The sequence below is a fragment of the Herbaspirillum sp. UBA812 genome, assembly GCF_002296545.1.
GTDB lineage: Bacteria > Pseudomonadota > Gammaproteobacteria > Burkholderiales > Burkholderiaceae_D > Herbaspirillum > Herbaspirillum huttiense.
The window spans coordinates 1-25,817 of the sequence record NZ_DBIC01000390.1 but is presented as its reverse complement, the minus strand read 5'-3'; the positions used below and the strand labels follow the sequence as shown (position 1 = coordinate 25,817).

Genomic DNA, 25,817 nt, shown 5'->3' with positions numbered 1-25,817 from the left:
CCTGAAGACCCCCGGTGCACCACTGATGTGAAAATTATTTACCGCACACCGCCTCAATCGCCCGTTCCCCCGTCGAACCAGGTATCGGATCCTGCAGCTTCACGTCCGAATACGCCAGCTGCGGTGCCAGCAGCAATTGACCCTTGCCATCGGCCTGCGCATACATCTTGCGGCTGCCAAAGCCGAGCTGGCGCGCCGAGCAGTCAAAGTAGGCGGTCGAGATCTCCGACAGGTAATACGTCTTGCTGCCCTGGCCCATCAGCAGCTGCGGACGGTTCCAGTTCAGCAGGATCTGCGCCTGCCGCACGCTGCGCGTGTTGACGATGCTGCCCTTGTCGATGAAGAAGCTGCCGATGTTGTTCTCCCCCAGCGGCATCCACTCGGCATGCGCCGGCAGGCAGGCCGCAGCCAGTGCCGTCGCCAGCAGAAGGGACAGGCGTGGCGTGGAGAAGAAAGAAGAAAAGCGTGGATACATGTCGGGCAGGGCGTCGCGTCAGGTCAGCATCATGGCCAGCATGGCGACATCGTCCTCCAGCAACAGCACCAGCGTGATGCTCCAGAAGAGCAGCTCCGCCAGCAAGCGGTGTCCTGTCATGCGCAGGCTTGCAGCCATGTCCAACTCATCGATCGCGAAAAATGAAAGTGCGGCCATCCTAACATGCCCTTTACGATTGAACATGGCCCCACCGCATGAAATGCCCCACGAAAAAATGGCCCGCACCAGGCGAGCCACTTGTTGCTGCAATGAAGAGCGGTCAGCGATCAGATCGCTGCAGCAATCGCCTTGCCCACTTCGGTCGTATTGCTCTTGCCGCCCAGGTCCGGCGTGGTCGGTCCGTTGACCAGCACCTCTTCGATGGCCGCCAGCATGGCGTCGTGCGCCTGGCGGTACTTGCCTTCGCCATTGCCCAGGAAGTCCAGCATCATCGCACCGGACCAGATCGTGGCCACCGGGTTGGCGATGTTCTTGCCGAAGATGTCCGGCGCCGAACCGTGCACCGGCTCGAACAGCGATGGCAGTTCGCGCGTCGGATTGATGTTGGCCGAGGGCGCAATGCCGATGGTGCCGGCGCAGGCCGGGCCGAGGTCGGAGAGGATGTCGCCGAACAGGTTGGAGGCCACCACCACATCGAAGCGGTCCGGGTTCAGCACGAAGTGCGCGGTCAGGATGTCGATGTGGTACTTGTCGCGGCGCACGTCGGGATACTTGGCGCCCATGGCTTCCACGCGCTCATCCCAGTAAGGCATGGTGATGGCGATGCCGTTGGACTTGGTGGCCGAGGTCAGGTGCTTCTTGGGACGGCTCTGCGCCAGGTCGAAAGCGAATTTCAGGATGCGGTCGGTGCCCTTGCGGCTGAACACCGATTCCTGGATCACGGTCTCGCGCTCGGTGCCTTCAAACATGCGGCCGCCGATGGCAGAGTACTCGCCTTCGGTGTTCTCGCGCACCACGTAGAAATCGATGTCGCCCGGCTTGCGGTTGGCCAGCGGGCAGGGCACGCCCGGCATCAGGCGCACCGGACGCAGGTTGACGTAGAGGTCGAAATCGCGGCGGAATTTCAGCAGCGAACCCCACAGCGAGACGTGATCAGGCACCGTGGCCGGCCAGCCGACCGCGCCGAAGAAGATGGCTTCAAAACCCTTCAACTGATCGAACCAGTCATCCGGCATCATCTTGCCGTGCTGCGCGTAATAGCCGCAGTGCGCCCAGTCGAAATGGCTGAACTCGATGTCGATGCCGAACTTCCTGGCAGCGGCCTCGACCGCGCGCAGGCCTTCGGGCATCACTTCCTGGCCGATGCCGTCACCGGCGATCACGGCGATCTTGTGGGTCTTGCTCATCGTTGCTGCTCCTCTGGAGAAAGGGGAAACCGGCATGCCGGGTCTGTAAAGTGCAGCCATCATAAATCGCTTCCCGCGTGGGATCATCCACGAACTGGTGATTTTATAAAACACGATTCGTGAACAGTGCAGAAAACGTCAGCCATGAAAAAAGGCAGTGCCGTCATGACGGTACTGCCTTTTTCGGGGGAGTCTGCTGCGAGGGCCGCGTCAGCCGCCCAGTGTCTCGCCCCAGATGCTCACGCCCATGGTGTGTTCGGCACCCGGTTCCAGTTCCACCAGGTCGTCCATCACGTTGGCGGTCTCGATGCAGAGCATGCGCTGCCAGGCATCATCGGCAAACTGCGACAGGCGGCGCGCCTTGCTCACCCACGGGTTCCAGACCACGGCCGAAGTGGAACCGCTGGCCTCGATGTGGATGCGGCGGTTCCAGCCCTCGTCGCGGATGGCCAGGTGCGGCGGTAGGTCCAGATAGATGCGGTCGGTCTCGCTGCTGACCACCAGCGGACGCTTCTGCTCGCGCTCGGCCCAGCCTTCCAGCGTTTCGATGTAGCGCTGGCCTTCGAGGCCATCGACCGTCACGTTGTGGATGCTGCTGACGGCAAAGTAGCTGTGCAGCGCTTGCGTGAGGGCGATGTGCTGTTCGCTGCCATTGCGGGTGGTGAGTTTCAGGTGCAGGCGGTCGTCCAGCAGGATTTCCAGGCGCAGCTCTATGCCCGGCGGCAGGTGGCGCAGGGCGGGCGATTCGGTCGTCGGCGGGATGGCCAGGACCAGGCGCACGGTGTCGCCTTCGATGGCGTTTTCCATCAGGAGCCAGTCAATGCCGCGCACCAGGCCGTGCGCCGGCAGGCGTCCACCGGCGTGCAGCGCTTGTACTTGCGGCGGATTGCGCATGAGGTCGCCGAACCACGGCCAGCACACCGGGATGCCGCCACGTACCGAATTGCCGGCCTCGAAGGCGGCTTCCTCGCTCATCCAGATCACCGGTTCCTGGCCGTGCACCTGGTAGCGCAGCACCTGCGCGCCTTGCTCGGCGATCAGCAGTTCGGCGCGCTCGGTCTGCACGCGCAGGCATTGCAGCTGGTTGACTTCGATGCGCTGGATATGAGGGAGATCGGGCGGGACTTCCTGTTCGTCGATGAGGCTCATGCTGCTACTCCAAGAGAATTCGTTGCGATTGCGCAAGACTGCCACATTTCGGGCGCTTGCGGGAAATTGGCCGATGGGGCAGGCGATGCGCCGCGTCTCGTCAGGTTGGGGGAGGAGGGCGGTCCGGGACTATAATCCACAGATCGTGGACTCCAATGCCTACATATCGTGAACAATTCTCCCCTGCTCGAAGACCTGCGCTTGTTCTGCGTGGTGGCCCGCCACAGCAACTTCGCCGAATCGGCGCGCGAGGTCGGTGCCTCGCCGGCCTACATCAGCAAGCGCATCGCCCTGCTGGAACAGGCGCTGGGCGTGCGCCTGTTCCATCGCACCACGCGCAGCGTGGTCATGACCGAAGATGGCGGCAATGTCCACGAATGGGCGCGCAAGATTCTCGATGATGTCGAGCAGATGATGGAAACCGTCAGCAGCGCCAAGCGCGTGCCGCGCGGCTTGTTGAAGATCAGTACCAGCTTCGGCCTGGGGCGCAAGGTGGTGTCGCCGCTGCTGTCGCGCTTTGCCAGCGAACATCCGGAACTGAAGATACAGCTGGAGCTGGTCGACCGGCAGATCGATCTGGTCAACGAGGGCATCGACCTCGATATCCGCGTGGGCGCGGGGCATGAGCCGCACCTGTTCTCCAAGCGCATCCTGCCCAGCCAGCGCGTGCTGTGCGCCAGTCCGGCGTATTTGAAGAAGCATGGCGCGCCTCCCGACCTGGCGGCGCTGCGCCAGCACCAGTGCCTGGTGATCCGCGAGCGCAACCAGTCCTTCGGGATCTGGCGCATGATGGGCCCCAAGGGGCAGGAGACGGTGAAGGTCTCGGGCGGGCTGGCCTCCAACCACGGCGAGATCATCCACCAGTGGGCGGTGGATGGGCACGGCATCATCCTGCGTTCGATCTGGGATGTGGCCGACAGCCTCAAGCGCGGGCGCTTGGTGCGGGTGCTGCCGCAGTATTTCCAGGAGGCCGACCTGTGTGCGGTCTATCCGATGCAGTTGAAGAATTCGGCCAAGGTGCGGGAATGCGTGCGCTTCCTGCAGAAGCATCTGGATGTCACGGCATCGTCGGCGACGGTGTGAGCTGGCGATAGCCTCGTTGAATCTGTCACTCCCCGTTCGGACTGAGTAGCGCCGCCAGGCGCGTATCGAAGGCGCTGCGTACGGTGCGCCTTCGATACGCCGCTTTGCGGCTACTCAGTTCGAACGGGGAGAGGTGGTGCGCCAGAGAAGTGAGATTTGCGTTCAACGTCCGTCGAATCGCTGCCGCACGATGCGCTCCAGCACCTGCGCCACCAGCGCCACCGAGGCATCTTCCGCGTGACGGCGATGCTGCAGCAAACGCAGCGGCGGCGCCTCCAGCGGCAGGGGCGGGCGCAGACAAGTCAGCGCCACCGGATGCGCGGCGGTCGCGGCAGGCACGCAATGCATGGGCATGACCGCGATCAGGTCCGAGCCCTGCAACAGTGCCGGGGCCATCAGGAAATTCGGGATCACCATGCCCACGCGACGACGCAGGCCCTGCATGGCGATCTGCTCGTCGATCATGCGGTTGAGCGTGTCGTGGCAGGCGATCTGCAGGTGCGGATACGAGAGCCAGCGTGACAAGGTCAGCGCATGCGCTGCCGGATGATCGCGCCGCATCACGGCCACGCAGCGCTCCTGCAGCACTTCACGTCCGCGCAGCTGGCCGGTCGGCCTGGTCGCGCCCAGTACCAGATCGGTCTGCCCGCGTTCCAGTCGGGCGGCGGCATCGGCATCGCCCAGCCAGGTCTGGAATTCCAGATCCAGTGACGGCAGCTCGGCAGCCAGCTCCTGATACAACGCATGCGCCACCACTTGCGCTGGATAGTCCGGCATGAGGATGCGCACGCGCTGCGCCACTGCGGCTTGCAATGGCACCTGCTGCGCCGGGCTGGCCGTCTGCGCCTGCGCATCGCCGGCCAGCATCTGGCGCACTGACTCACGCAGCGCCTGTGCCGTGGCCGTCAGCCGCATCTGCGTGCCGCCATCTTCCAGCAGCGGATCACGCAGCAACTGACGGCACCGTTCCAGCGCACTGGCTGCGGCCGGCAGGGGCAGGCCCACACGCGCCGCAGCACGCGCCAGATGGACTTCATCGAGAACCGCATCGAGCAGGCGTAGCAGGCGCGCATCCATGCCCGCCAGTGCAGGCATCGCAGGCAGGGGAGCAGGCAGGGCGGGGGAATGGCTTGCAGCGGAATTCATGGCGCAGGGAGGCGTGGCAGCGAAAAGAGAAGCGCCTGCTGCCAGGACGGCAGCAGGCCAGGGGCGCGAGTGTAGCCGCTTCGCCCCACGCCCACAAGCGGCGCTTGGTGCAGTGTGGCCTCGGGCCGGTAGCGGTCAGCCGAAGGCTTCCTTGATGGTCTGGATCTTGCCCATGTCGTTGGCGTCATAGCCGGCCAGGTTGTTGACCACCTTGCGGAAGCTATCCGATTGCAGGATATCGATCACCGAGCGGATCAGCGGATCCTGCAAGGACGCCGCCGGCAGCGCGAAGAAGTAGCGTTCGCGCACCAGCGGGATGAAGCCCAGGCCGAAGCGATGCGCCGCCGTCTGCACGCCGAAGCCGACATCGGCCATGCCGCTGGCGATGAAGGCGGCCACCGCCGAGTGCGTGAACTCGGTGTTCTCGAAACCGTTGATCTTCTTGTGGGGGATGCCGGCACCATTGAGCATCAGTTCCAGCAGCATGCGCGTGCCCGATCCGGCTTCGCGGTTGACGAAACGCAGGTCGGTGCGGGTGAGGTCAGCCAGGCCGCGCAAGCCCTTGGGATTGTCCGGCTCGACGAACAGGCCCTGGTTGCGGATGGCCAGGTGGATCAGGCAATCGCTGCGCTTGTTGAGCCACTTGGCATAGGTGGCGATGGCCGGTTTCTCGAATTCGCCCAGCGGCACATGGAAGCCCGCCAGATCGCATTCCTGGCGCGACAGCGCCGCCACCGCATCGGTGCTGTGGCGGTAGCGCACCTCCACCGGCAGGCGGCCTTCATTGATCTTGTTGAGCAGCGCCGCCACCGCAAAGCCGTGGCTGGCATTCAGGCGCACCTTCTCGGATTTGCCTTCCACCGTCTTGCCCAGCTCCACTTCCAGCTCCGAGGCCAGGCTGTCGAGGGTAGGGGAGAGACGCGCCGTCACCAGGCGATCGGCCCACAACAGCTTGCTGGCGAAATCGGTCAGTGTGGTGCCGCGGCCACGCCCGCTTTCAATGAGGGCGTTGCCGAACAGGCGCTCGGCCTCGCGCAGCAGGCCCCAGGCGTGGCGATAGGAATAGCGCGTCAATTGCGCGGCACGCGCAATCGAGCCGCTCTGCTGGATCGCGGTGAGCAGGGTCAACAAGTTGGCCGTGTCCAGCGCCGCCTCGTTGTCGTAGGCGATTTCCCAGTGAGGTTTGATGTGGACTTTGAACATTTATGTGAAAGAAAGCATATTGAAACGGCCGTTTATCGGTGATAATTTCGCGTCACCCTGCATAAATGATAGAAAATATATGCGGTGTTGTACATAAATAAATAAACGAAAAGAGAAGGATATCGCCGCAAAGATGGGTCGGTGTCACGATCCGCCCCTACCGGCTTTGCGATGCAATCCTTCCTTCGATTTGCCCACATCACACACTCATAAAATATTCGGAGGAATAATGGCTTTCGATTTCCTGAACAAGGAACACACGGTCGCCAAGCCTGGCTTCAATCGCTGGCTGGTACCGCCAGCAGCGCTCGCAATCCACCTGTGCATCGGCATGGCCTACGGTTTCTCCGTGTTCTGGCTGCCGCTGTCCAAGGCCCTGGGCGTGACCGCGCCCATCGCTTGCGGTGCCGATATCGGCTTCTTCGCGCAAGTCTTCTCGTCCACCTGTGACTGGAAGATTTCCATGCTGGGCTGGATGTACACGATGTTCTTCGTCCTGCTGGGCATCTCCGCTGCGCTGTGGGGCGGCTGGCTGGAACACGCCGGTCCGCGCAAGGCCGGTGTGGTGGCTGCCATCTGCTGGTGCGGCGGCCTGCTGATCTCGGCCCTGGGCGTGAAGACGCACCAGATCTGGCTGATGTGGCTGGGCTCCGGCGTCATCGGCGGCGTCGGTCTCGGCCTGGGCTACATCTCGCCGGTGTCGACCCTGATCAAGTGGTTCCCTGACCGTCGCGGCATGGCCACCGGTATGGCCATCATGGGCTTCGGCGGTGGTGCCCTGGTCGGCACCCCGCTGGCCGATGCGCTGATGAAGAAGTTTGCCTCCCCCACCTCCGTGGGCGTGTGGGAAACCTTCGTGGTCATGGCCGTCATCTACTTCGTCTTCATGATGGCCGGTGCCTTCGGTTACCGCGTGCCGCCCACCGGCTGGAAGCCGGCTGGCTGGACCCCGCCGGTGGCCAAGTCCTCGGCGACCATGATCACCCAGAACCACGTGCACGTCTCCAAGGTCTGGGGCATTCCCCAGTTCTGGCTGGTGTGGCTGGTGCTCTGCCTGAACGTGTCGGCCGGTATCGGCGTCATCGGCATCGCTTCGCCGATGCTGCAGGAAGTCTTTGGCGGCAAGCTGCTGGGCGTGGACATCGGTTTCAATGACCTGTCGGTCGAGCAGAAGGCCGGTATCGCGGCACTGGCTGCCGGCTTCACGGGCCTGATCTCGCTGTTCAACATCGGTGGCCGTTTCGCCTGGGCTTCGTGCTCGGACTTCTTCGGCCGCAAGATGACCTACGCCATCTTCTTCGTGCTGGGCTTCGTGCTGTACGTGAGCCTGCCGTGGTCGGCCAAGTCCGGCAACATCCCGCTGTTCGTCGGCGCAGTCTGCATCATCCTGTCGATGTATGGCGGCGGCTTCGCCACTGTCCCTGCTTACCTGGCCGACCTGTTCGGTACCCAGATGGTGGGCGCCATCCACGGCCGCCTGCTGACCGCGTGGGCGACCGCCGGCATCCTGGGCCCGGTGGTGGTGAACTACATGCGTGAGTACCAGCTGTCCCTGGGCATGCCCAAGAACGAGGTCTACAACACCACCATGTACATCCTGGCCGGCATGCTGGTGCTGGGCCTGATCTGCAACCTGCTGATCCGCCCGGTCGCGGCCAAGCACTTCATGACGCCGGAAGAACTGGCCCGTGAAAAGCAGCTGGCCCACGAAAAGTCGGCCGCCGATGCAGCCGTCACCGCCGGTTCGGGCGACATGTCGCAGATCGGCAGCGGCGGCAACCCGCTGTTCATCGGCCTGGCCTGGGCGGCCGTCGGCATTCCGCTGATCTGGGGTATCACCCTGGTGCTGCAGAAGTCGGCCGTGCTGTTCCGCTGATTGTGCAACACCTCAACGACGATGTAATTTTCGATTACGCAGTCGTGTGAATTTGTAGTCAAGTCATTGTTACATCCGCAGGCCGGCTCCACCCGGCCTGCACGCAGGACCGCAGCGGCGAAAGCCGCTGACACAAGCTGCCATGGCCCCGTGAACCAGGGCAGCTTGTGTCAGCGACTATCAAAAAACAGGAGCATGGCCCGTCCCCGGCAAGGGCAGGCCAGCATCCGCAGTGTTCACACCAACCCATCAAGGCAGGGCGAACATGAAACAACGGAGACCAGCTGGTTCATCTCGCACGGCCGTGCGCACCCTTCACCGGGGCAGCGTCATGCCGCCGCATTGTTCTCCCCATCCCTTGATCTGCTTTCCACAGGCTGCTCCTCCCTAGGCGCGGCTCTTTCCTTTCATTCGTCATTTGCGCGGTCCGCAGAAGATCCTCCGGGAGAAGGACAAGGACCGCATTGAAGCAACACAGGAGGCAACAATGAAGAGGCAACAGGTTTTCGACGTGGCGGCGGTGCGCGGCATCATCGCCGAGCGCAAGGACATGGCCGGCGCCATGCTCCCCATCCTGCACGGCATCCAGGACAAGGTCGGCTACATCCCGGCCGATGCGGTCCCGATGATTGCGGGCGAGTTGAACGTGTCGCGCGCCGAGGTGCATGGCGTGATCTCGTTCTATCACTTCTTCCGCCAGGAACCAGCCGGCCGCCACGTGGTGCAGGTGTGCCGCGCCGAGGCCTGCCAGGCGCGTGGCAGCGAGGCCTTGGCCGAGCATGCGCAGAATGTGCTGGGTTGCGGTTTCCATGAAACCAGCGCCGATGGCCAGTTCACGCTGGAACCGGTGTATTGCCTGGGCCAGTGCGCCATCGGTCCCAACCTCACCCTCGACGACGAGCTGCACGCCCGCGTCGATGCCGACAAATTCAAGCGCCTGATCCAGGCCAAGCGGGAGGCATGATGAGTACGCACGAAACCGTGACCATCTATGTCCCGCGCGACTCGACCGCGCTGGCCCTCGGGGCCAACGAAGTCGCCGCCGCCATCGCTGCCGAAGCGCAAAAGCGCGGCCAGTCCATCAAGCTGGTGCGCAACGGTTCGCGCGGCATGTTCTGGCTGGAGCCACTGGTGGAAGTGGCCACCGCAGCCGGCCGCGTGGCCTACGGGCCCGTGTCTCCGGAGGATGTTAGTGGCCTCTTCGATGCAGGGCTGCTCGCAGGAGGCCAGCACACGCTGCATCTGGGCCTGACTGAAGAAATCGGCTTCCTCAAGAACCAGGAGCGCCTGACCTTCGCGCGGGTCGGCATCATCGATCCGCTCTCGATGGACGATTATCTGGCGCATGAAGGTTATGCCGGGTTGAAGAATGCGCTGGCCAAGACACCGGAGGCCATCGTCCAGCAAATGATCGATTCGGGTTTGCGTGGCCGCGGCGGTGCGGCCTTCCCGACCGGCATCAAGTGGCAGACCGTGCTGCGCGCACCGGCCGCGCAGAAGTACGTGGTCTGCAATGCCGACGAGGGCGACTCCGGCACCTTCTCGGATCGCATGATCATGGAGGACGATCCCTTCACGCTGATCGAAGGCATGACCATCGCTGCCGTCGCAGTTGGCGCGACCGAGGGCTACGTCTACGTGCGCTCCGAATATCCGCATGCGATTGCGACGATGAACGAAGCCATCGCCATCGCCGCCGCGCGCGGCTACCTGGGCGATGACATTCTCGGCTCCGGCAAATCCTTCCGGCTGGAAGTGCGCAAGGGCGCAGGAGCCTACATCTGCGGCGAAGAAACAGCGATGCTGGAAAGCCTGGAAGGCAAGCGCGGCGTGGTGCGCGCCAAGCCGCCGCTGCCGGCCATCGAGGGCCTGTTCGGCAAGCCGACCGTCATCAACAACCTGATCTCGCTGGCCTCGGTGCCGGTGATCCTGGCGCGCGGCGCGGACTTCTACAAGAACTATGGCGTAGGCCGCTCGCACGGCACGCTGCCCTTCCAGCTGGCCGGCAACATCAAACAAGGTGGCCTGGTGGAGAAAGCGTTCGGCCTCACGCTGCGCCAGTTGCTGGAGGACTTCGGCGGCGGCAGTGCCTCGGGACGGCCGATTCGCGCGGTGCAGATGGGCGGGCCGCTGGGCGCGTACCTGCCACCCTCGCAATTCGATACACCGCTCGACTATGAAGCTTTCGCCGCGATCGGCGCGATGATCGGGCATGGCGGGCTGGTGGCGTTTGACGACAGTGTCGATATGGCCAGACAGGCTCGCTACGCCATGCAATTCTGTGCCGTCGAATCCTGCGGCAAGTGCACTCCTTGCCGCATCGGCTCCACACGCGGCGTGGAAGTGATCGACAAGATCATCGCCAACGAGGAACGCCCGCAGCAGATCCATCTGTTGAAGAGCCTGTGCGACACCATGGTCAATGGTTCGCTCTGTGCCATGGGCGGCATGACGCCGTTCCCGGTGCTGTCGGCCCTGAACCATTTCCCCGAAGACTTCGGCGCGCCCGGCGAACAGGCAGCCTGATCCCATCAGCGATTTAGCGCATCAGCGCATCAGCGAATGCAAGGAGTTGCACCATGAATCAGCTCAACGAAACGGATTACGGCACGCCCGCACGTGCCTCGGAACAGATGGTCACGCTGGAGATCGACGGCGTGGCCGTGACGGTCCCGGCCGGCACCTCGGTCATGCGCGCCTCGGTCGAGGCCGGCATCAACGTGCCCAAGCTGTGCGCCACCGACAGCCTGGAACCCTTCGGTTCCTGCCGCCTGTGCCTGGTGGAAATCGAAAAGGATGGCCGCAAGATGAAGGGCTATCCGGCCTCCTGCACCACGCCCTGCGAACCGGGCATGAAGGTGCAGACGCAGACCCCCAAGCTGGCCGAGATCCGGCGTGGCGTGATGGAACTCTACATCTCCGACCATCCGCTGGATTGCCTGACCTGCCCGACCAACGGCAACTGCGAACTGCAGGACATGGCTGGCGTGGTCGGCCTGCGCGAAGTGCGCTATGGCTACGAGGGCGAGAACCACACCAAGATGAAGAAGGATGAATCCAATCCCTACTTCACCTATGATCCTTCCAAGTGCATCGTCTGCAACCGCTGCGTGCGGGCTTGCGAAGAAACGCAAGGCACCTTTGCGCTGACCATCAACGGCCGCGGTTTCGAGTCGCGCGTTTCGGCCGGGCAGATGGAAGCCTTCATGGAATCCGAATGCGTCTCCTGCGGTGCCTGCGTGGAGGCCTGCCCGACCGCGACGCTGACGGAAAAGACTGTCATCATGCTGGGCCAGGCCGAGCACAGCAAAGTCACCACCTGCGCGTATTGCGGCGTGGGTTGTTCCTTCAAGGCCGAGATGAAGGGCAATGAAGTGGTGCGCATGGTGCCGTACAAGGATGGCAAGGCGAACCAGGGCCACTCCTGCGTCAAGGGCCGCTTTGCCTGGGGCTATGCGACCCACAAGGACCGCATCCTGAATCCCATGATCCGCAAGAGCATCAACGATCCCTGGCGCGAAGTGTCGTGGGAGGAAGCGCTGTCGTATGCGGCCAGCGAGTTCCGCCGCATCCAGGCCAAGCATGGCAAGGATTCCATCGGCGGCATTACCTCTTCCCGCTGCACCAACGAAGAAACCTATCTGGTCCAGAAACTGGTGCGCGCCGCCTTCGGCAACAACAACGTCGATACCTGCGCCCGCGTCTGCCACTCGCCGACCGGGTATGGCCTGAAGCAGACCCTCGGTGAATCGGCCGGGACGCAGACCTTTGAATCGGTGATGAAGTCGGACGTCATCCTCATCATGGGAGCCAACCCGGCGGCCGGCCATCCGGTGTTCGCTTCGCAGATCAAGCGTCGCGTGCGCCAGGGCGCCAGGCTGATCGTGATCGATCCGCGCACCACCGAGATGGTCAAGTCGCCGCACCTGAAGGCCGACTATCACCTGAAGCTGCGCCCCGGCACCAACACCGCCATCATCACGGCGCTGGCTCATGTGATCCTTTCGGAAGGCCTGCAGAACGAGTCCTACATCCAGGAACGCTGCGACCTGCAGTCATACAAGGATTGGAAGGAATTCGTCCTGCGCGAAGACAATTCCCCCGAAGCCATGGCCGCCATCACCGGCGTGCCCGCCGAGATCATTCGTGGCGCGGCGCGCCTCTATGCCACCGGCGGCAATGCCGCGATCTACTACGGGCTGGGCGTGACCGAACATGCGCAGGGATCGACCACCGTGATGGGCATCGCCAACCTGGCCATGTGCACCGGCAACGTCGGCCGCGAAGGCGTGGGCGTGAATCCGCTGCGCGGGCAGAACAATGTGCAGGGCTCCTGCGACATGGGTTCCTTCCCGCACGAATTGCCGGGCTATCGCCACATTTCGGATTCCACCGTGCGCGGCCAGTTCGAACAGGCCTGGGGCGTGACGCTCAATCCGGAGCCGGGCCTGCGCATTCCCAACATGTTCGATGCGGCCCTCGATGGCAGCTTCAAGGGCCTGTATTGCGAAGGGGAGGATATCGTCCAGTCGGACCCGAATACCCAGCACGTGGCAGCGGCCTTGCAGGCGATGGAATGCATCGTGGTGCAGGACCTGTTCCTGAACGAAACGGCCAAGTATGCGCACGTGTTCCTGCCCGGTTCGTCCTTCCTGGAAAAGGATGGCACCTTCACCAACGCCGAGCGCCGCATCTCGCGCGTGCGCAAGGTGATGCCGCCCAAGGCCGGCAAGTCCGACTGGGAAGTCACGGTGGCGCTGGCCGAAGCGCTGGGTTACCCGATGCCGTACAATCACCCCTCGGAAATCATGGACGAGATCGCCGCCCTGACCCCCAGCTTCCACGGCGTGAGCTACGACAAGCTGGAAAAACTCGGCAGCATCCAGTGGCCCTGCAACGAGGCTGCGCCGGAAGGCACGCCCATCATGCACGTGGGTAGCTTCATCCGGGGCAAGGGCAAGTTCATCAACACGCAGTATTTCGCCACCGACGAGAAGGTGACGCAGCGCTACCCGCTGATCCTGACCACCGGCCGCATCCTGTCGCAGTACAACGTGGGCGCGCAGACGCGCCGCACCGAGAACTCGCAATGGCATAGCGAAGACCGGCTGGAAATCCACCCGCACGATGCCGAGGACCGTGGCATCCGCGAGGGTGACTGGGTCGGGGTGGAGTCGCGTGCAGGCCAGACCGTGCTGCGGGCGACGGTGACCGAGAAGGTACAGCCGGGGGTGGTCTATACCACCTTCCACTTCCCCGAATCGGGTGCCAACGTCATTACCACTGACAACTCCGACTGGGCTACCAACTGCCCCGAGTACAAGGTGACGGCGGTGCAGGTGATGCCGGTGACGCAGCCCTCGCAATGGCAGCAGCATTACGAGCGCTTCAACCGTGCGCAGCTCGATCTGCTCAAGGGCGAGGCGCAGGCGGAACCCCTGGTGACGAAGTAAGCGGCGCGGGCCTGACGGGCTCGTGCCGGCGTGATTTCCGCAGACACGAGCCCAACCCATCCGCATCAGGCAGGACAGCATGAACACACGCAACAGCAGCAGCCCCGTCATCGACGACACCACCGGCGACTACGCCACCTTCGCCCGCGTGCAGGTGGATCGCTGGCGCGACGGCCAGCGCGAGACGGTCGACGATGTGGTCGCCGAGGAAGTCCCCATCGCCCTCGAATACAACGGCATCTCGCACGCCGTGATGATGGCCACGCCCGCCGACCTGGAAGATTTCGCACTGGGCTTCTCGCTCACCGAAGGCATTCTGGCCGCGCCGGGCGAGCTGTATGAATGCGAGATCGTCCCCGGCTGCGAAGGCGTGCAGGTACAGATGCGCATCGCCACCGAGCGCTTCGTGGCGCTCAAGGAAAAGCGCCGCAACCTGACCGGGCGCACCGGTTGCGGCCTGTGTGGTGCGGAGACGCTGGAGCAGGCGGTGCGGCATCCGCAGGCAGTGCGCGGTGGCGCGGTGTTTTCGGTGGAGCAGGTGCATGCAGCTTTCGAACAGATGCAGGCCGGGCAGCACTTGCAGCAGGCGACCGGTGCCACGCATGCGGCGGCGTGGATGGATGCGTCGGGCCGCATCGTGCTGGTCCGCGAAGATGTGGGCCGCCACAACGCGCTGGACAAGCTCATCGGCGCGCTGGCCGAAGAGGAGGCCGATTTTGCGCAGGGCGCGGCCATCATCACCAGCCGCGCCAGTTACGAGATGGTGCAGAAGGCGGCCACGGTCGGCATCGGTTTCATCGCTGCCGTGTCAGCCCCGACCGCCTTGGCGATCCGGCTGGCCGAAGAGACGGATGTGACGCTGCTGGGCTTCGTGCGCAAGCAGGGCCACGTGGTATATGCGCGGCCGCATCGTTTGCGGTGAGCTGGTGGCGCGGATGAAGAGTTGACGGACAATCGATGAACAGAGCAGGAGGAGACGCACCATGAATATCGAACACCTGGTCAAGATGGCCAACCAGATCGGCAGTTTCTTTTCCACCATGCCGGACCGCGACCAGGCCATTGCCGACCTGGCTTCGCACCTCAAGCGATTCTGGGAGCCGCGCATGCGCAAGGCTTTCCTGGAGCATATCGAGAAGACGCAAGGGGAGGGCTTGGATCCCATCGTGCTGGAGGCGGTAAACCGGCATGTGCAGCAGTTGGCGGTATAGGACCGCTGCCTTCTTGTGATTCAGGTGAAAACCGCTCAGTTTGCTGAGCGGTTTTTTTATTTGGAGAGAGCAGGGGAACACTCATGGCCTGACGCAGAGAATCGCTTCTGTTGGGTGAATTCCACAAGTGTAAATTCATCAGCCGTTTGTCAGGCAAGCCAGGCAGCATCCGCCTGTTCCTGCATGGGGCGAATCATCGTTGGCAAGATTCGCCCAGGCTGTCATGAATGCCGATGTATTCGCCCACTTGTTTCCAAGAGAGATCCGCGTGATGAAATTATTTCTTGCCTTGCCGATACTCGTAATCACGTCGCTGTCTTCCACAGCCTATGCGATCAACTGTCAGCGTGCTTCGAGTGACGTTGAGCATCTTATTTGCAGCAATCCGGCCATCGTTCGCGCAGATGCGGACATGAACCGCGCCTATGCCGCCATCTTGAAGGCAGCTCCTGATGCTGAGATCCACGACATGCTGGTCGCCAGCCAGAAACGCTGGATCGCGGCGCGGGAGGCAGCGTTTGGGGATCTCGATCGCGCTACCAATGGCCAGACCGGTGAGACCTATCCGAAGGATATGCAGCGCAAGATGGTATTGAAGGCGATCAGGGGGCGCACAGATCAACTCAAGCGGCGCTCAGATCATGAGCCGGGGCAGTTTCACTTTATTCAGGCGGCACTGGATCAGCGGCGCTATGCAAGCCAATTTCCCCGAGGGGATTTCACTGGCTTTGCCACCGAGTGCTTCTTCTATCCGCGTAATCAGAATGGCTCTGGCGATAACTATGGCTATGCCTGCCTGGGCACAATCCAATACCAGAACAAGGAACGGATTTGTAGCGAGACAAGTGAGTGGGCGACCTACCGCGTGTACACCACCAGGACGGTGGCGACACTTGTCGCCGGTGTCCCCAAGATCGTAGCCAGCTGCAAGGATGAGACGTGTTCGGGGCAGGGTGGGGACACAGCCTCAGGAGGACAAGCCGAGGCGGCGGGCGGCGGTATCGTGTTGGATCCGCCGCTGCCCAAGCTGGATGCTGAGGTAAGTGGATCGCCTGCCGACGATCATGATTCGTGGATTAATCCTTGCCTCACCGACAAGAAGTTTTCGTTGATGTAATTCGACCGTCAGCGAACACACACCACAACGGAGATCAGCATGGGAGGCAGTGCGGCCATTGCGCCGTCACTGCCTGGAATGCGCACGGCCCTCGCCAGGGCGGTGCGCGGCAGCCACGCGCAACGTGTACCCATCACTCGAATGGGTTTTTGTGATCCTCAGTGAGGATGAACAATTTTTGGCTTGCTTTTTTAGTATTAAGTACTCGCTTTCTAAAATCGGCGCTTTCTGTGCCGGCCGTCGGCATCTGCCTGCATTGTCTTTCTCGCACCGATTTGATCAACAAGCGCTGGCGATGCCCCTCCTACCTCTTCGCACCGCCTCCTCGGCGCAGGCACTACGCCTGGTGCATTGCGTGTTGATACCAGTCCTAATGCGGCTTCATGCGGCTGTATTCACCTTTGCGGCCAATTGGTTCAAATTAAATTAATTAACCCGAACTCACCTATTTGTTTCATCGATTCAGCGGCATGGCGTCAGTTATCCGTCAGCCATTCGTCATTGATGGTCTATATGATCTGATCCGTCCTTACAAAACTTAACGCCATCAAAGATAAAAAGCTCGCTTTTTTTAAGCGATAAATTCGCAAAAACATGAATCAGAAAAAATTAAGAAAAAATTGGCGTCGCTTTGTCTCGCTCATTCCTGGCGAAATCCATCCGGTGAGTCCGGTGAAGCTTGCTTTCGATTTCATCGCTGGTCCAAAGGCATCGAAAGCGAATGCACCTTGCGGGCTGATCCGTATGTATCGAATGATCTGAGCCATTTGGCCAGAGCTGCCCTGAGACAGGTTGATTGGGAGTGCCAGGCACCGTGACGGCGTGTTGATGAAGTGGATTCGTCCCTTGCTTGGATACGCTCCGGCGACTTCCCGCTCATGTCATGCAGTCTCAACTCGGGCCGATTGCTTATCCAGGTGCAGATGAGGTGAGCAGCTGCTACTGCAAAGATCGTAGACGCCCGGATGCTGCAGGAGGCCTTTTAAAAAACAATTTCAGAATGGTGAATGGATGAAACGTAGCTACATGCAAGCATTGCTTGCCGGCTTGGTGTTGATGATGTCGGGCTGTGCCACCATTGCCCCCGAACGTAATGCGGCGGAGGAGCTGATGGGAAAAGATGTCGCCGAGGCTTACCAGGTGTTTGGCACGCCTTGGTCGATAGATATCGATACCAACAAGTGGAAGATCAGCAAGTTGTATGGGCAGAAGCATGTCACGTTCCGTTTGATCAAAAGCAATCCGTACACCAGAGAAGAGCTGGCTGGCTCTTACATGGATGCAACCAGAAACCCGCCTACGATCGTGTACCAGTATGAAACCAGGACCTATCAGGACGTTTGCGTTGTTCAGTTCTGGGCCGACAAGGAAACCGACATCATTTTCTATTATGAAATTCACGGAACTTGCGGATGGGGGGGATGGGGCTTTGGGCAAACAAGCATTTTGCACCGCATGGGTATGTGACGGGCACGTGCAAGGCAGTTCTATTTTTACGGCGCTTGTCAGGTCTGCCCGGACAAGCGCATCGCTACGACGTCTTTCAATGAACGGAGAATGAAATGAAATTTTTGAAATGCTTGATGATCCTGTCGATGTTCAGCGTGGCCGGATGCGACACGATTGCCGAAAAAACGAACATCTTGAGCGACGAAAAGATCAAGTCGCAGGCCGCCGGCAATCTGGGTTATTCCCCTTCTGATCTCACCATCATTTCGCGGCGCACGGACGGTACCAATACCTTTGTGAACGTCGTGACCAACGACAGAAAAGAATTCAGTTGCATCATCAATGGCGGCAATCTGCTTACCATGGGCATGTCCAACCCGGCCGCCTGCACGCCGAAAGGCCAAGCTTCAAAGGCTTCGCGTTGAACATGGGTTTCGCTGCTGTGGCAGGAAACTTCATGGAGAAAAATGGGGGCGACCCATGTTCAACAACCTCCCCCGCAGCGACGTCATTCTTGCCCGTCGGATGACCCATTACACACAACAGAATCAATACCAATTGGAGCTTGGCGATGAATGATCTGAAATCACTTTTTTACGGCGCATTGAGCTTCACGCTGCTCGCCTTGTTCAGTTTGTCTGCACAGGCTGAGACGAAGGACTTTGGCGATTGGTCGGTAAGTATTTCGCCCTCCGGTTTTCCTTATGCCGCAACGACAAATTCAGCAGGAGATCTCCTGATCAAGACGTGCAATATCAGCTCAGGCACATGCAGTTGGTTGCAGGCCTCGAAAATAGCTTGCGAAGAGGGAAGCACTGCCGTTGCTCTGATCAACTCTCCGACCGGAGCGGCTGTCAACAAGATGGTCTGTGCGGGCGCGTATGCGACTGACAGGCAGACCCTCTATAACTACAGTCTGGAAAAACCCGATGAGTTTGATGGCATCGTTACCAAATCGAGCGGCCTTGTCGGGATTGCGCATCCCTTGGCATCTGGCCAGTTTGAGGTCAGCCGGTTTTCCTTGAACGGCGCACGGCAGGCTGTCGAATTTCTGATGAATCTGGCCGTAGAGATGACCAAGAGAAGAAAATCGTCCTTGTCGCGCGAACGACTTTAAGAAGATGTTTCGGGCGGGCTGCCATCAGCAGACACGAGCCCGGTTGACAGCATTTCCTGGTGCAATCCATATCACCAGTCTCACCACGCCGATTCGGCATATGGCCAGCCTTGGTCGCAGCGGCACTTCAGCCATTGCTGGCAAATGCAAGCGGACGAGGGGCTGGGATTTCAGTGAGCTTCGGGCCCATTTTCAAGAAAATGAAAAACTTTCCATCGTCAAAGAAAATCTCCATCAACAGGTATATCTACTTTGTTGCAACCATCCTCGCTTTGACGTTGGGAGGCGCTGCTGCTATCAGTACCTACAAGATCTTTGATGCGACCGAGAAACTCAAGTTTGTCATCGACCATGATGTACGACTCGCCCGCGCCGCAGAACGATGGAGCTTGCTGGTGCAGCAGAATGTGGCAAGAGCGTTTGTTCGCGCCAATGTTGAGTTGGTCGGATACAAAGCAAGCTTTGAGAGCGATTTTCAAAAGACCTCGAAGATCATCGGCGACACGCAACAGGAAGTCGCCGCATTGATCACTGACAGGAATATTCGAGAGGCCTCCGATACTGCTGTGGAGGTCAGGAAGAAAGTGGTGGCGATCACCGACAACATCGCCAAAGTCAAAAGCAATGGCACCGCAGAAGAGATACACAACTATATCCAGCAGCAATACGAACCTCAGGTGCGCTCCTATCTCGGCACGCTGGCCACCCTGGCCAGAGTGGCCAGCGATCATGCCGATCTGAAGATTGCGGAGCTGGAGCGTTCGAATCGCAAGATCGTTGCCGGTATCTCGGTTGTCATCCTGATTGCAATGCTTACCGCAGCGTTGGCCACCGTCATGTTGAAGAACCTGATTGCCAAACCACTGAAAAATGCCATAGACAACGCACGGGCCATCAGCCGCGGGGATCTGACGGTGATCATCGGCGAGGAGACCACTTCCGAGTTTTCAGCCTTGTCCGATGCGTTGATCGCGATGCAGTCATCGATCAAAGATATCGTGTCCGAGATCCAGAGGACGACCAATCAGGTCAACCATACCTCAGGTGAAATCGTCGACGGCAACGTCAATCTTTCCAGTCGGACGGAAAAGCAGGCGATCTCGATCGAAGAGACAGTATCGACGATGGCGCATCTGACCGACACGGTCAAGAGAAATGCAGACAGCGTGCAAGAGGTCAATCAATTGGCGTTCCAGGCCTCCGGGATCGCCAGTGCCGGAGGCAAAGCGGTCAGCGAGGTGGTCTCTACCATGAATGCGATCAACGAATCCTCTCTCAGGATTGTTGACATCATCAGTGTCATTGATGGCATCGCATTCCAGACCAATATCCTGGCATTGAATGCTGCAGTGGAAGCCGCACGGGCCGGTGAGCAAGGCCGGGGATTCGCCGTGGTCGCTTCCGAAGTCCGCTCGCTGGCACAACGCTCGGCCTCTGCGGCGAAAGAGATCAAAAACTTGATTGACGACTCGGTCGCCACGGTGAGCTGTGGCAGCAAGTTGGTGGAGCACGCAGGCGTGACCATGAGCGAGGTCGTCTCAAGTGTGCAGCGGGTAGCCGATATCCTCGGCGAGGTGGGCAGCGCGATCCGCGAGCAAAGCGCCGGCATTGTCGAAATCGGTCAGGCCATCAATGTGATTGATGACGGGATACAGAAAAATGCAGCATTGGTTGAACGCTCAGCGGCCTCTGCAAGCTCTTTGCGTGACCAGGCGTCAACGCTCTCGGGCTTGGTTCACCGTTTTGTCTGCGTGACATAAGACTAAGACGCTGGTCTGACCCGAGCTCACTCCGGGCCGCGGCTTTGTGCAAATTGAGCAGGTTCGGTATTTGCTGCGGAACCCCGTACTGCGCGGGGCATCCCGGAAGATGTCACTCGCTATTGCGCGTTGTTGAGTGTATGTATCATCGTGCGGTGTCCGATACGGGCATGCTTTCCATTGCGTTGGTTTATCAGGATTTGAGACCATTGAAGGAGATCGCTTGTGAATGGCATTGAGAAGACGAATCCCGGCGGCCGAAAGATGAGCGCTGTGCCACGCATCCTGGCCGGTGCGGCAGGAGTCGTGTTGTTGGGCGCGTATGCTTTATCCGCGTACGTAATGTACGGAATGAATCGTGTATATTTTCACGATCCCCATTGGCCTCGTATCGGCTGGGCTGACGTGCTCTGGCTCATTACCGCTTTATATTTTTTGCTTGTTGGTCTTGTCGGACGGTGGCGCTTGCTGCGCCGGTAAAGCCGACATGTGCAGCAGTTGGCGTTGTCGGGCTGTTGCCTTCCCGTGATTTCGATGAAACCGCTCAGTTTACTGAGCGGTTTTTTTCGTGGTAGACCGGGCTGCCATCATTCCCCTCACGCCGCCAACGCCACCTCCGCCGCAATCCGGTGAAACCGCCGTCCAAAATAAGCCAGCCCGTCAGCTTGTGATGCCGCCAGGCGAATATGCCGGATCTCCACGAAAAGCACGCTGTGCGTGCCCGCCTGCTGCTGCAATACGATGTCTCCCTCCAGCACCGCCAGCGCATCGGGCAGCACCGGCTGGCCGTAGTCGCCGATCTCCCAGCCTACCTGCGCCATGCGCTCCTCGGCAGCCAGCCCGGTCATGCCGGCGATCATGCGCGCCACCTCTTCATGATGTCCGGCCAGGATGTTGATGCACAGCCGTCCGTTGCCCACCAGGATAGGATGGGCAGCGCTCTTGACGTTGATGCACACCAGCACCGTGGCCGGGTCGTCGGAGACCGAACTGACGGCACTCACCGTCATGGCGGCGCGTCCTGCAGGACCATCGGTGGTGATGATGTTGACCGCAGCCGAGAGACGCGCCATGGCGTCGCGAAAATCTTGCTTCATGGTAGGTCCGTCCAAAAAAGAGATGACATCCGGCACAAGGCTTCGTATCCTTTGCGCCATCAGCAAGGTCGTCTGCGGCGCCGTCAGGCGGATGTCGATCAGCAGGTGAGAGGGAGAACGCATCGCTTATGAAAGCCTGCGTCCTGGGATGAACAATAGACCCTGCACAAATGACGGGTCAAATGATTGTCTGGAATGTTCCGCATGAAGCAAATGAATATCGGCGCAGTGGACTTGAACCTGCTCAAGACCTTCATCGTCATCTGGGAGCTGCGCAGCCTGACCGCCGCCGCCGACCGCCTGCACCTGACCCAGCCCGCCGTCAGCCACGCCCTGCGTCGCTTGCGTGAAATGTTCGATGATCCGCTCTTCGTGCGCAGTACCAGCGCCATGGTGCCGACCGAAACCGCGATCCGCCTGCATGAACCCATCGCTCGCGCCCTGGGCATCATCCACGAGGCCCTGCATACCCACGCCAGCTTCGATCCGGCCACGGCCACGCGGACCTTCCACCTGGTCATGTCCGACATGTCCTGCAGCCACGTGCTGCCCTTGCTGATGGAAGAACTGGCCCACGCCGCGCCGCACGTCTCCATCGAAGTCCAGCAGATGGCCATGGAAAATCTGGGTGCCGCCATGCGCAACGGCGACATCGACCTGGCCTTCGGCTACCTGCCGGGCCTGCCCGAGGATTGCCAGAGCCAGCTGGTGCTCAATGACGACTACGTCTGCATGCTGCGCAAGACCCATCCCCAGGCCAGCGAACCGCTGACCATGGAAAGCCTGCTGCAGCTGCGCTACGTCTACGCCAACACCAATACCACCGGCCACCAGCTGGCCGAGGACGTGCTGCGCAACGCCGGCGTGAAGCGCGATTTCGCGCTGCGCATGCCGCATTTCACGGTGGCCCCGCAGATCGTGCGCGATACCGACCTGGCGCTGTTCCTGCCGCGCAGTATCGCCGAGCGCCACAACGTTGATGAGGCCTGCGTGCTGCTGGACCTGCCGCTGGAGATGCCGCGCATCCCGGTGAGCATCTACACCCATACGCGTTTCTCGGCGGACTCGGGCATCCAGTGGCTGCGCAGCCTGCTCATCGAGATGTTCGGACGCGAGGCCGAGAACGCCTGATCCTTCCCCGTACTGGAGTCACATCATGAGCATTGCCGTCACCGGAGACGTTCCCTATTACGCCGTCATCTTCACTTCCCTACGCACGGAAGGCGATCACGGCTATGGCGAGATGGCGGAGGCCATGGTGGAGGCGGCGTCGCGCCAGCCCGGTTTCCTGGGGCTGGAGTCGGCGCGCGAGGAGGTGGGCATCACCGTGTCTTACTGGGCGAGCCTGGAGGCCATCGCCGCGTGGAAACGCGACCTCGATCACCAGCTGGCCCAGCGTCTGGGACGCCAGCAGTGGTACGAGGCCTACAAGACGCGGATCTGCAAGGTTGAGCGGGATTACGCCTTCACCCGCGATTGAAACTCAGCAACTGCGCTGCAGGAAATCCATCACCGCTTCAGCAAAGGGGCCTGGCATCTGGTCCGGCATGGGGACCATGCCGTCATCCAGCGTCTGCCACTGGCTGCCGGCAATGGCCTGGGCGATGCGTTCGCTGTAGGGCGCCGCATGCGGATCGCGTCCCGCCCGCAACACCAGCGTGGGCGCGCGTACCAGGCCGATGCGATCTTCCATGTGATAGTTGCGCACCACGATATGCCCATGCGAGGCCATCGGTCCGGCCTTGAGGGCATCCACCATGAAGCGCGTGAGCAGGTCGGTATCGCCTTCCGGATAGAAGGGCTGGCGGCGCTGCCACAGCTCCTGCAGGTGAGCGCCATCGGTGCGGATCTCCACATCGTCCACAGTACGCTTGCCAGCGTGCGCGCTGCGCCGTGCTGCGTCGTTGTAGGGACAGGAAGACAGTACCAGCGCCGCCACCCGCTCAGGAGCCGACGCAGCGATTTCCATGGCCGTGACTGCGCCGGTATGGTGGCCGACCACGGCGGCCTTGCGGATGGCCAGCTGGTCCATCACTTCCAGCGCCAGGCTGGCCCAGCGCTCGATGCTGTGCTCCGCCGGTGGCGGCTTGCAGGAATCGCCAAAGCCCGGCGTATCGATGGCGATGGGGCGGTAGCGCTGCGCCAGCAGGGGCAGCACATCGCGGAATTCGTCCCAGGAACGCGGGGTCTGGTGCAGCAGCAGTACGGGCAAACCTTCGCCCATGCTGGCCACATGCAGCGGACCGGCGCTGGTGGGGATGAACTGGCGTATGAGCGCGGGATGGACAGGGGACATGGGAGTAGCTTTCTGGCACGGCGAAGAGGCCGCAGCCTCTTCCCGCTCACATCATCAACAACGAACAGCGGCATAAAAACACGAAACGATATAAACGATTTTTATCGTTTGAAGGATTTGCTGCATCATTCCTTCATCAGCACCGAATAGGTCGGCACATTGTTGGCCCAGCCGGAAGCCAGCGGCGCCACAAACACGTTTTCGGTACGGGTGCGTGCGATCTTCCACACGCCATCGACCTTCTTGAACAGGTTGTTGAGCCGGCTGGAGCGCAGCAGCGACGAGCCATCGCCGAAGATCCACGGCTGGCAGTGCACCCACTGGCCATCGGCGTGCGTGCAGTCGGCATTGACGTGGATCTGTTCCGAGGTCAGGTAGTGCACGTTCAAGAGCAGTTCCGGATCCTTCTTCTGGCCCCAGAAGGCCTGGAAGTGCTTGCGGATCGCTTCCTTACCGACAGCCTGGCCGAACTGGCCCTCGTAGTAGGAACCGACGCCTTCCCAGATGGCGTCCTCGGCATAGAGCTCAAGGATCTTCTCGATGCGTTCGGCGTCATCGGCCACCGGCTCGGGGCAGGGCGTGTCGCACAGGAACATGTAGCGTGCCTGGATGCGGCGGATGTCGGCCTCGGCTTCGAGGATGTCGAGGCGGCGCTTGAGTTGCTGGATTTCCTGGGTGAAGTCGGTCATGGTGCGTGGTCTCTCGTGATCTTGATCTTGTATGGATGGGAAAAGCCAACCCTGCATACAAGCGCAGGGTTGGCAGCGGCGATCAGTGCATCGCCGCCAGGAGGGGCTTGGGGCTTACAGGTAGCGCGCCAGCAGCTTGCGGGTGGCGATGCGCAGCACGCGGTCGAACAGGTAGCCCAGCAGGCCCAGCGCGATGATGCCCACGAACACCCACTCGGTCCGGCTGAAGTTGCGTGCCGTCCAGATCAGGGCACCGAGGCCTTCGCGGGCCGAGACGATTTCCGCCGAGACCACCGTCAGGAAGGAATTGCCCATCGCGATGCGGGCACCGGTGACCATGAAGGGCACGGTCGAGGGCAGGATCACGGTGGTCAGGATTTTCCATTGTCCGGCACCCAGCGAGGCCGCCGCACGCAGGCGCAGCGGGTTCACCGCCTGCACCCCGGCGATGGTGTTGAGCGTGACGATGAAGACCGTGGTGTAGAAGATCAGCGCGATCTTCGACAGTTCGCCGGGGCCAAGCCAGATCACGGCGAGGGTGACGAAGGCGATTGGTGGAATGAAGCGGAAGAACTCGATGTAGGGATCGAGCAATTGCCGCACCAGGTCAAAGCGTCCCATGAAGATGCCCAGCGGCACGCCGATGGCCACGCCCGCACCCCAGCCGGCCAGGATGCGTCCGGATGAGGCCAGTACCGATTGCTGCAGGGTGCCGTCACTGATCAGTTCCAGTGCGGCCGCCCAGGTCATCGAGACCGAGGGCAGGAACAGTGGCGAGGTGGTCATCGAGACCAGTTGCCACAACACCAGGCCGCCGACGATGGCAACCACCGAGATCAGGAAAGGACGGGCTGCTTTCATGCGACGACCCAGGCTGGATGGCATGGCCGACTCTGGTGCCGTCGGGGAGGCTGTCTGTGTGAGCTGCGTCATTGTATGGATTCCTCTTCAATCAAACCTTGTGCGCGCAGCACGCGCGTGACTTCTGCGCCGATGTCGTCGCGGATACGGGCATACAGTGCCATGCAGGCCGGGTCGGCCGGATCGCGCGGATGCGGCAGGTCGACTTCTTCGATGGCCTTGATGTGGGCGCGCGGACCGGCCGTCATGGTGACCACGCGGTCGGCCAGGAGGATGGCTTCCCAGATGTCGTGGGTGACGAAGACGATGGTACAGCCGGTGCTTTTCCAGATGCGGTCCAGCTCGCTTTGCAGCACCTCGCGGGTCTGCGCATCGAGGGCGCCGAAGGGCTCGTCCATCAGCACCACCGAGGGTTCATTGACCAGCACCCGGGCAATCTGCGCACGCTGGCGCATGCCGCCGGAGAGC

General features: G+C 61.2%; 26 protein-coding genes. 15 read left to right on the top strand and 11 right to left on the bottom strand.

Annotated features, from left to right (window positions below; translation table 11 throughout):
• Positions 1–34 precede the first annotated feature (34 nt).
• The 4 genes from B3873_RS25725 to B3873_RS25710 all read right to left on the bottom strand — a co-directional run bounded on the left by B3873_RS25725 (position 35) and on the right by B3873_RS25710 (position 2,991).
• Positions 35–475 (bottom strand): surface-adhesin E family protein, encoded by a 441-nt coding sequence (locus tag B3873_RS25725; protein WP_039787793.1) that lies wholly within the window; start codon positions 473–475, stop codon positions 35–37.
• A gap of 18 nt (positions 476–493) precedes the next feature.
• The gene (locus B3873_RS25720; RefSeq protein ID WP_034332391.1) at positions 494–679 is read right to left on the bottom strand and encodes a hypothetical protein; all 186 of its coding nucleotides are present in this window, start codon (positions 677–679) and stop codon (positions 494–496) included.
• A gap of 83 nt (positions 680–762) precedes the next feature.
• On the bottom strand, positions 763–1,842 hold the full coding sequence (locus tag B3873_RS25715; protein WP_134134805.1) for a tartrate dehydrogenase: 1,080 nt from the start codon (positions 1,840–1,842) through the stop codon (positions 763–765).
• A gap of 210 nt (positions 1,843–2,052) precedes the next feature.
• Positions 2,053–2,991 carry a D-hexose-6-phosphate mutarotase gene (locus B3873_RS25710; protein ID WP_286869941.1) on the bottom strand — a complete coding sequence of 313 codons (939 nt, stop codon included), beginning with the start codon at positions 2,989–2,991 and terminating at the stop codon, positions 2,053–2,055.
• A 168-nt stretch (positions 2,992–3,159) separates the two neighbouring features.
• On the opposite strand from B3873_RS25710, the gene B3873_RS25705 reads away from it, so the two are divergent.
• Positions 3,160–4,074: a LysR family transcriptional regulator gene (locus B3873_RS25705; protein WP_286869940.1), complete on the top strand. Its 915-nt coding sequence runs from the start codon at positions 3,160–3,162 to the stop codon at positions 4,072–4,074.
• A gap of 162 nt (positions 4,075–4,236) precedes the next feature.
• Here the strand turns inward: B3873_RS25705 and B3873_RS25700 are convergent, their stop codons facing one another.
• Together B3873_RS25700 and B3873_RS25695 are read right to left on the bottom strand one after the other, a co-directional pair.
• Positions 4,237–5,220, bottom strand: coding sequence for a LysR family transcriptional regulator (locus B3873_RS25700; protein WP_039787785.1), 984 nt, complete (start codon positions 5,218–5,220; stop codon positions 4,237–4,239).
• Between the two features lie 135 nt (positions 5,221–5,355).
• Positions 5,356–6,423: a substrate-binding domain-containing protein gene (locus B3873_RS25695; protein ID WP_034332988.1), complete on the bottom strand. Its 1,068-nt coding sequence runs from the start codon at positions 6,421–6,423 to the stop codon at positions 5,356–5,358.
• A gap of 229 nt (positions 6,424–6,652) precedes the next feature.
• Here B3873_RS25695 and B3873_RS25690 point away from each other — a divergent pair, with 229 nt between their 5' ends.
• The 12 genes from B3873_RS25690 to B3873_RS25635 all read left to right on the top strand — a co-directional run bounded on the left by B3873_RS25690 (position 6,653) and on the right by B3873_RS25635 (position 20,406).
• On the top strand, positions 6,653–8,299 hold the full coding sequence (locus B3873_RS25690; RefSeq protein WP_051156515.1) for an OFA family MFS transporter: 1,647 nt from the start codon (positions 6,653–6,655) through the stop codon (positions 8,297–8,299).
• A 487-nt stretch (positions 8,300–8,786) separates the two neighbouring features.
• The gene (locus B3873_RS25685) at positions 8,787–9,263 is read left to right on the top strand and encodes a formate dehydrogenase subunit gamma (protein WP_008327136.1); all 477 of its coding nucleotides are present in this window, start codon (positions 8,787–8,789) and stop codon (positions 9,261–9,263) included.
• Entirely contained in the window at positions 9,263–10,825 is a 1,563-nt protein-coding gene (locus tag B3873_RS25680; RefSeq protein ID WP_286869936.1) for a formate dehydrogenase beta subunit, read from the top strand. Before B3873_RS25685 ends, B3873_RS25680 begins: the two co-directional genes overlap by 1 nt.
• Positions 10,826–10,878: 53 nt before the next feature.
• Complete coding sequence (gene fdhF / locus B3873_RS25675; RefSeq protein WP_286869933.1) at positions 10,879–13,752, top strand: formate dehydrogenase subunit alpha; 2,874 nt, start codon at positions 10,879–10,881, stop codon at positions 13,750–13,752.
• A 79-nt stretch (positions 13,753–13,831) separates the two neighbouring features.
• Positions 13,832–14,674 carry a formate dehydrogenase accessory sulfurtransferase FdhD gene (gene fdhD, locus B3873_RS25670; RefSeq protein ID WP_286869931.1) on the top strand — a complete coding sequence of 281 codons (843 nt, stop codon included), beginning with the start codon at positions 13,832–13,834 and terminating at the stop codon, positions 14,672–14,674.
• Positions 14,675–14,735: 61 nt separating this feature from the next.
• Positions 14,736–14,963 (top strand): formate dehydrogenase subunit delta, encoded by a 228-nt coding sequence (locus tag B3873_RS25665; protein WP_286869930.1) that lies wholly within the window; start codon positions 14,736–14,738, stop codon positions 14,961–14,963.
• A gap of 223 nt (positions 14,964–15,186) precedes the next feature.
• Positions 15,187–16,080 carry a lysozyme inhibitor LprI family protein gene (locus B3873_RS25660; protein WP_286869928.1) on the top strand — a complete coding sequence of 298 codons (894 nt, stop codon included), beginning with the start codon at positions 15,187–15,189 and terminating at the stop codon, positions 16,078–16,080.
• Positions 16,081–16,674: 594 nt separating this feature from the next.
• Complete coding sequence (locus tag B3873_RS25655) at positions 16,675–16,842, top strand: hypothetical protein (protein WP_286869927.1); 168 nt, start codon at positions 16,675–16,677, stop codon at positions 16,840–16,842.
• A 249-nt stretch (positions 16,843–17,091) separates the two neighbouring features.
• Entirely contained in the window at positions 17,092–17,547 is a 456-nt protein-coding gene (locus B3873_RS25650) for a hypothetical protein (protein ID WP_286869926.1), read from the top strand.
• A gap of 95 nt (positions 17,548–17,642) precedes the next feature.
• Positions 17,643–17,954, top strand: coding sequence for a hypothetical protein (locus B3873_RS25645; RefSeq protein ID WP_134221832.1), 312 nt, complete (start codon positions 17,643–17,645; stop codon positions 17,952–17,954).
• 146 nt (positions 17,955–18,100) lie between these two features.
• Positions 18,101–18,646: a hypothetical protein gene (locus tag B3873_RS25640; RefSeq protein WP_286869924.1), complete on the top strand. Its 546-nt coding sequence runs from the start codon at positions 18,101–18,103 to the stop codon at positions 18,644–18,646.
• Between the two features lie 200 nt (positions 18,647–18,846).
• Entirely contained in the window at positions 18,847–20,406 is a 1,560-nt protein-coding gene (locus B3873_RS25635; RefSeq protein ID WP_286869923.1) for a methyl-accepting chemotaxis protein, read from the top strand.
• Between the two features lie 596 nt (positions 20,407–21,002).
• On the opposite strand, the gene B3873_RS25630 is transcribed toward B3873_RS25635, so the two are convergent.
• Positions 21,003–21,503: a flavin reductase gene (locus tag B3873_RS25630; protein WP_039787776.1), complete on the bottom strand. Its 501-nt coding sequence runs from the start codon at positions 21,501–21,503 to the stop codon at positions 21,003–21,005.
• Positions 21,504–21,707: 204 nt separating this feature from the next.
• On the opposite strand from B3873_RS25630, the gene B3873_RS25625 reads away from it, so the two are divergent.
• Complete coding sequence (locus tag B3873_RS25625) at positions 21,708–22,634, top strand: LysR family transcriptional regulator (RefSeq protein ID WP_209582953.1); 927 nt, start codon at positions 21,708–21,710, stop codon at positions 22,632–22,634.
• Between the two features lie 25 nt (positions 22,635–22,659).
• A complete protein-coding gene (locus B3873_RS25620) occupies positions 22,660–22,983 on the top strand; it encodes an antibiotic biosynthesis monooxygenase family protein (RefSeq protein ID WP_034331328.1) in 324 nt (107 codons plus the stop codon).
• A 3-nt stretch (positions 22,984–22,986) separates the two neighbouring features.
• Here the strand turns inward: B3873_RS25620 and B3873_RS25615 are convergent, their stop codons facing one another.
• The 4 genes from B3873_RS25615 to B3873_RS25600 form a co-directional block, all read right to left on the bottom strand.
• Entirely contained in the window at positions 22,987–23,799 is an 813-nt protein-coding gene (locus B3873_RS25615) for an alpha/beta fold hydrolase (protein ID WP_286869920.1), read from the bottom strand.
• A gap of 125 nt (positions 23,800–23,924) precedes the next feature.
• A complete protein-coding gene (locus B3873_RS25610) occupies positions 23,925–24,488 on the bottom strand; it encodes a nuclear transport factor 2 family protein (protein ID WP_286869918.1) in 564 nt (187 codons plus the stop codon).
• Between the two features lie 114 nt (positions 24,489–24,602).
• Positions 24,603–25,349 (bottom strand): ABC transporter permease, encoded by a 747-nt coding sequence (locus B3873_RS25605; RefSeq protein ID WP_232729704.1) that lies wholly within the window; start codon positions 25,347–25,349, stop codon positions 24,603–24,605.
• Positions 25,350–25,417: 68 nt separating this feature from the next.
• Positions 25,418–25,817: ATP-binding cassette domain-containing protein (locus B3873_RS25600; RefSeq protein WP_286869915.1), on the bottom strand; the 400-nt coding region annotated here is incomplete at its 5' end.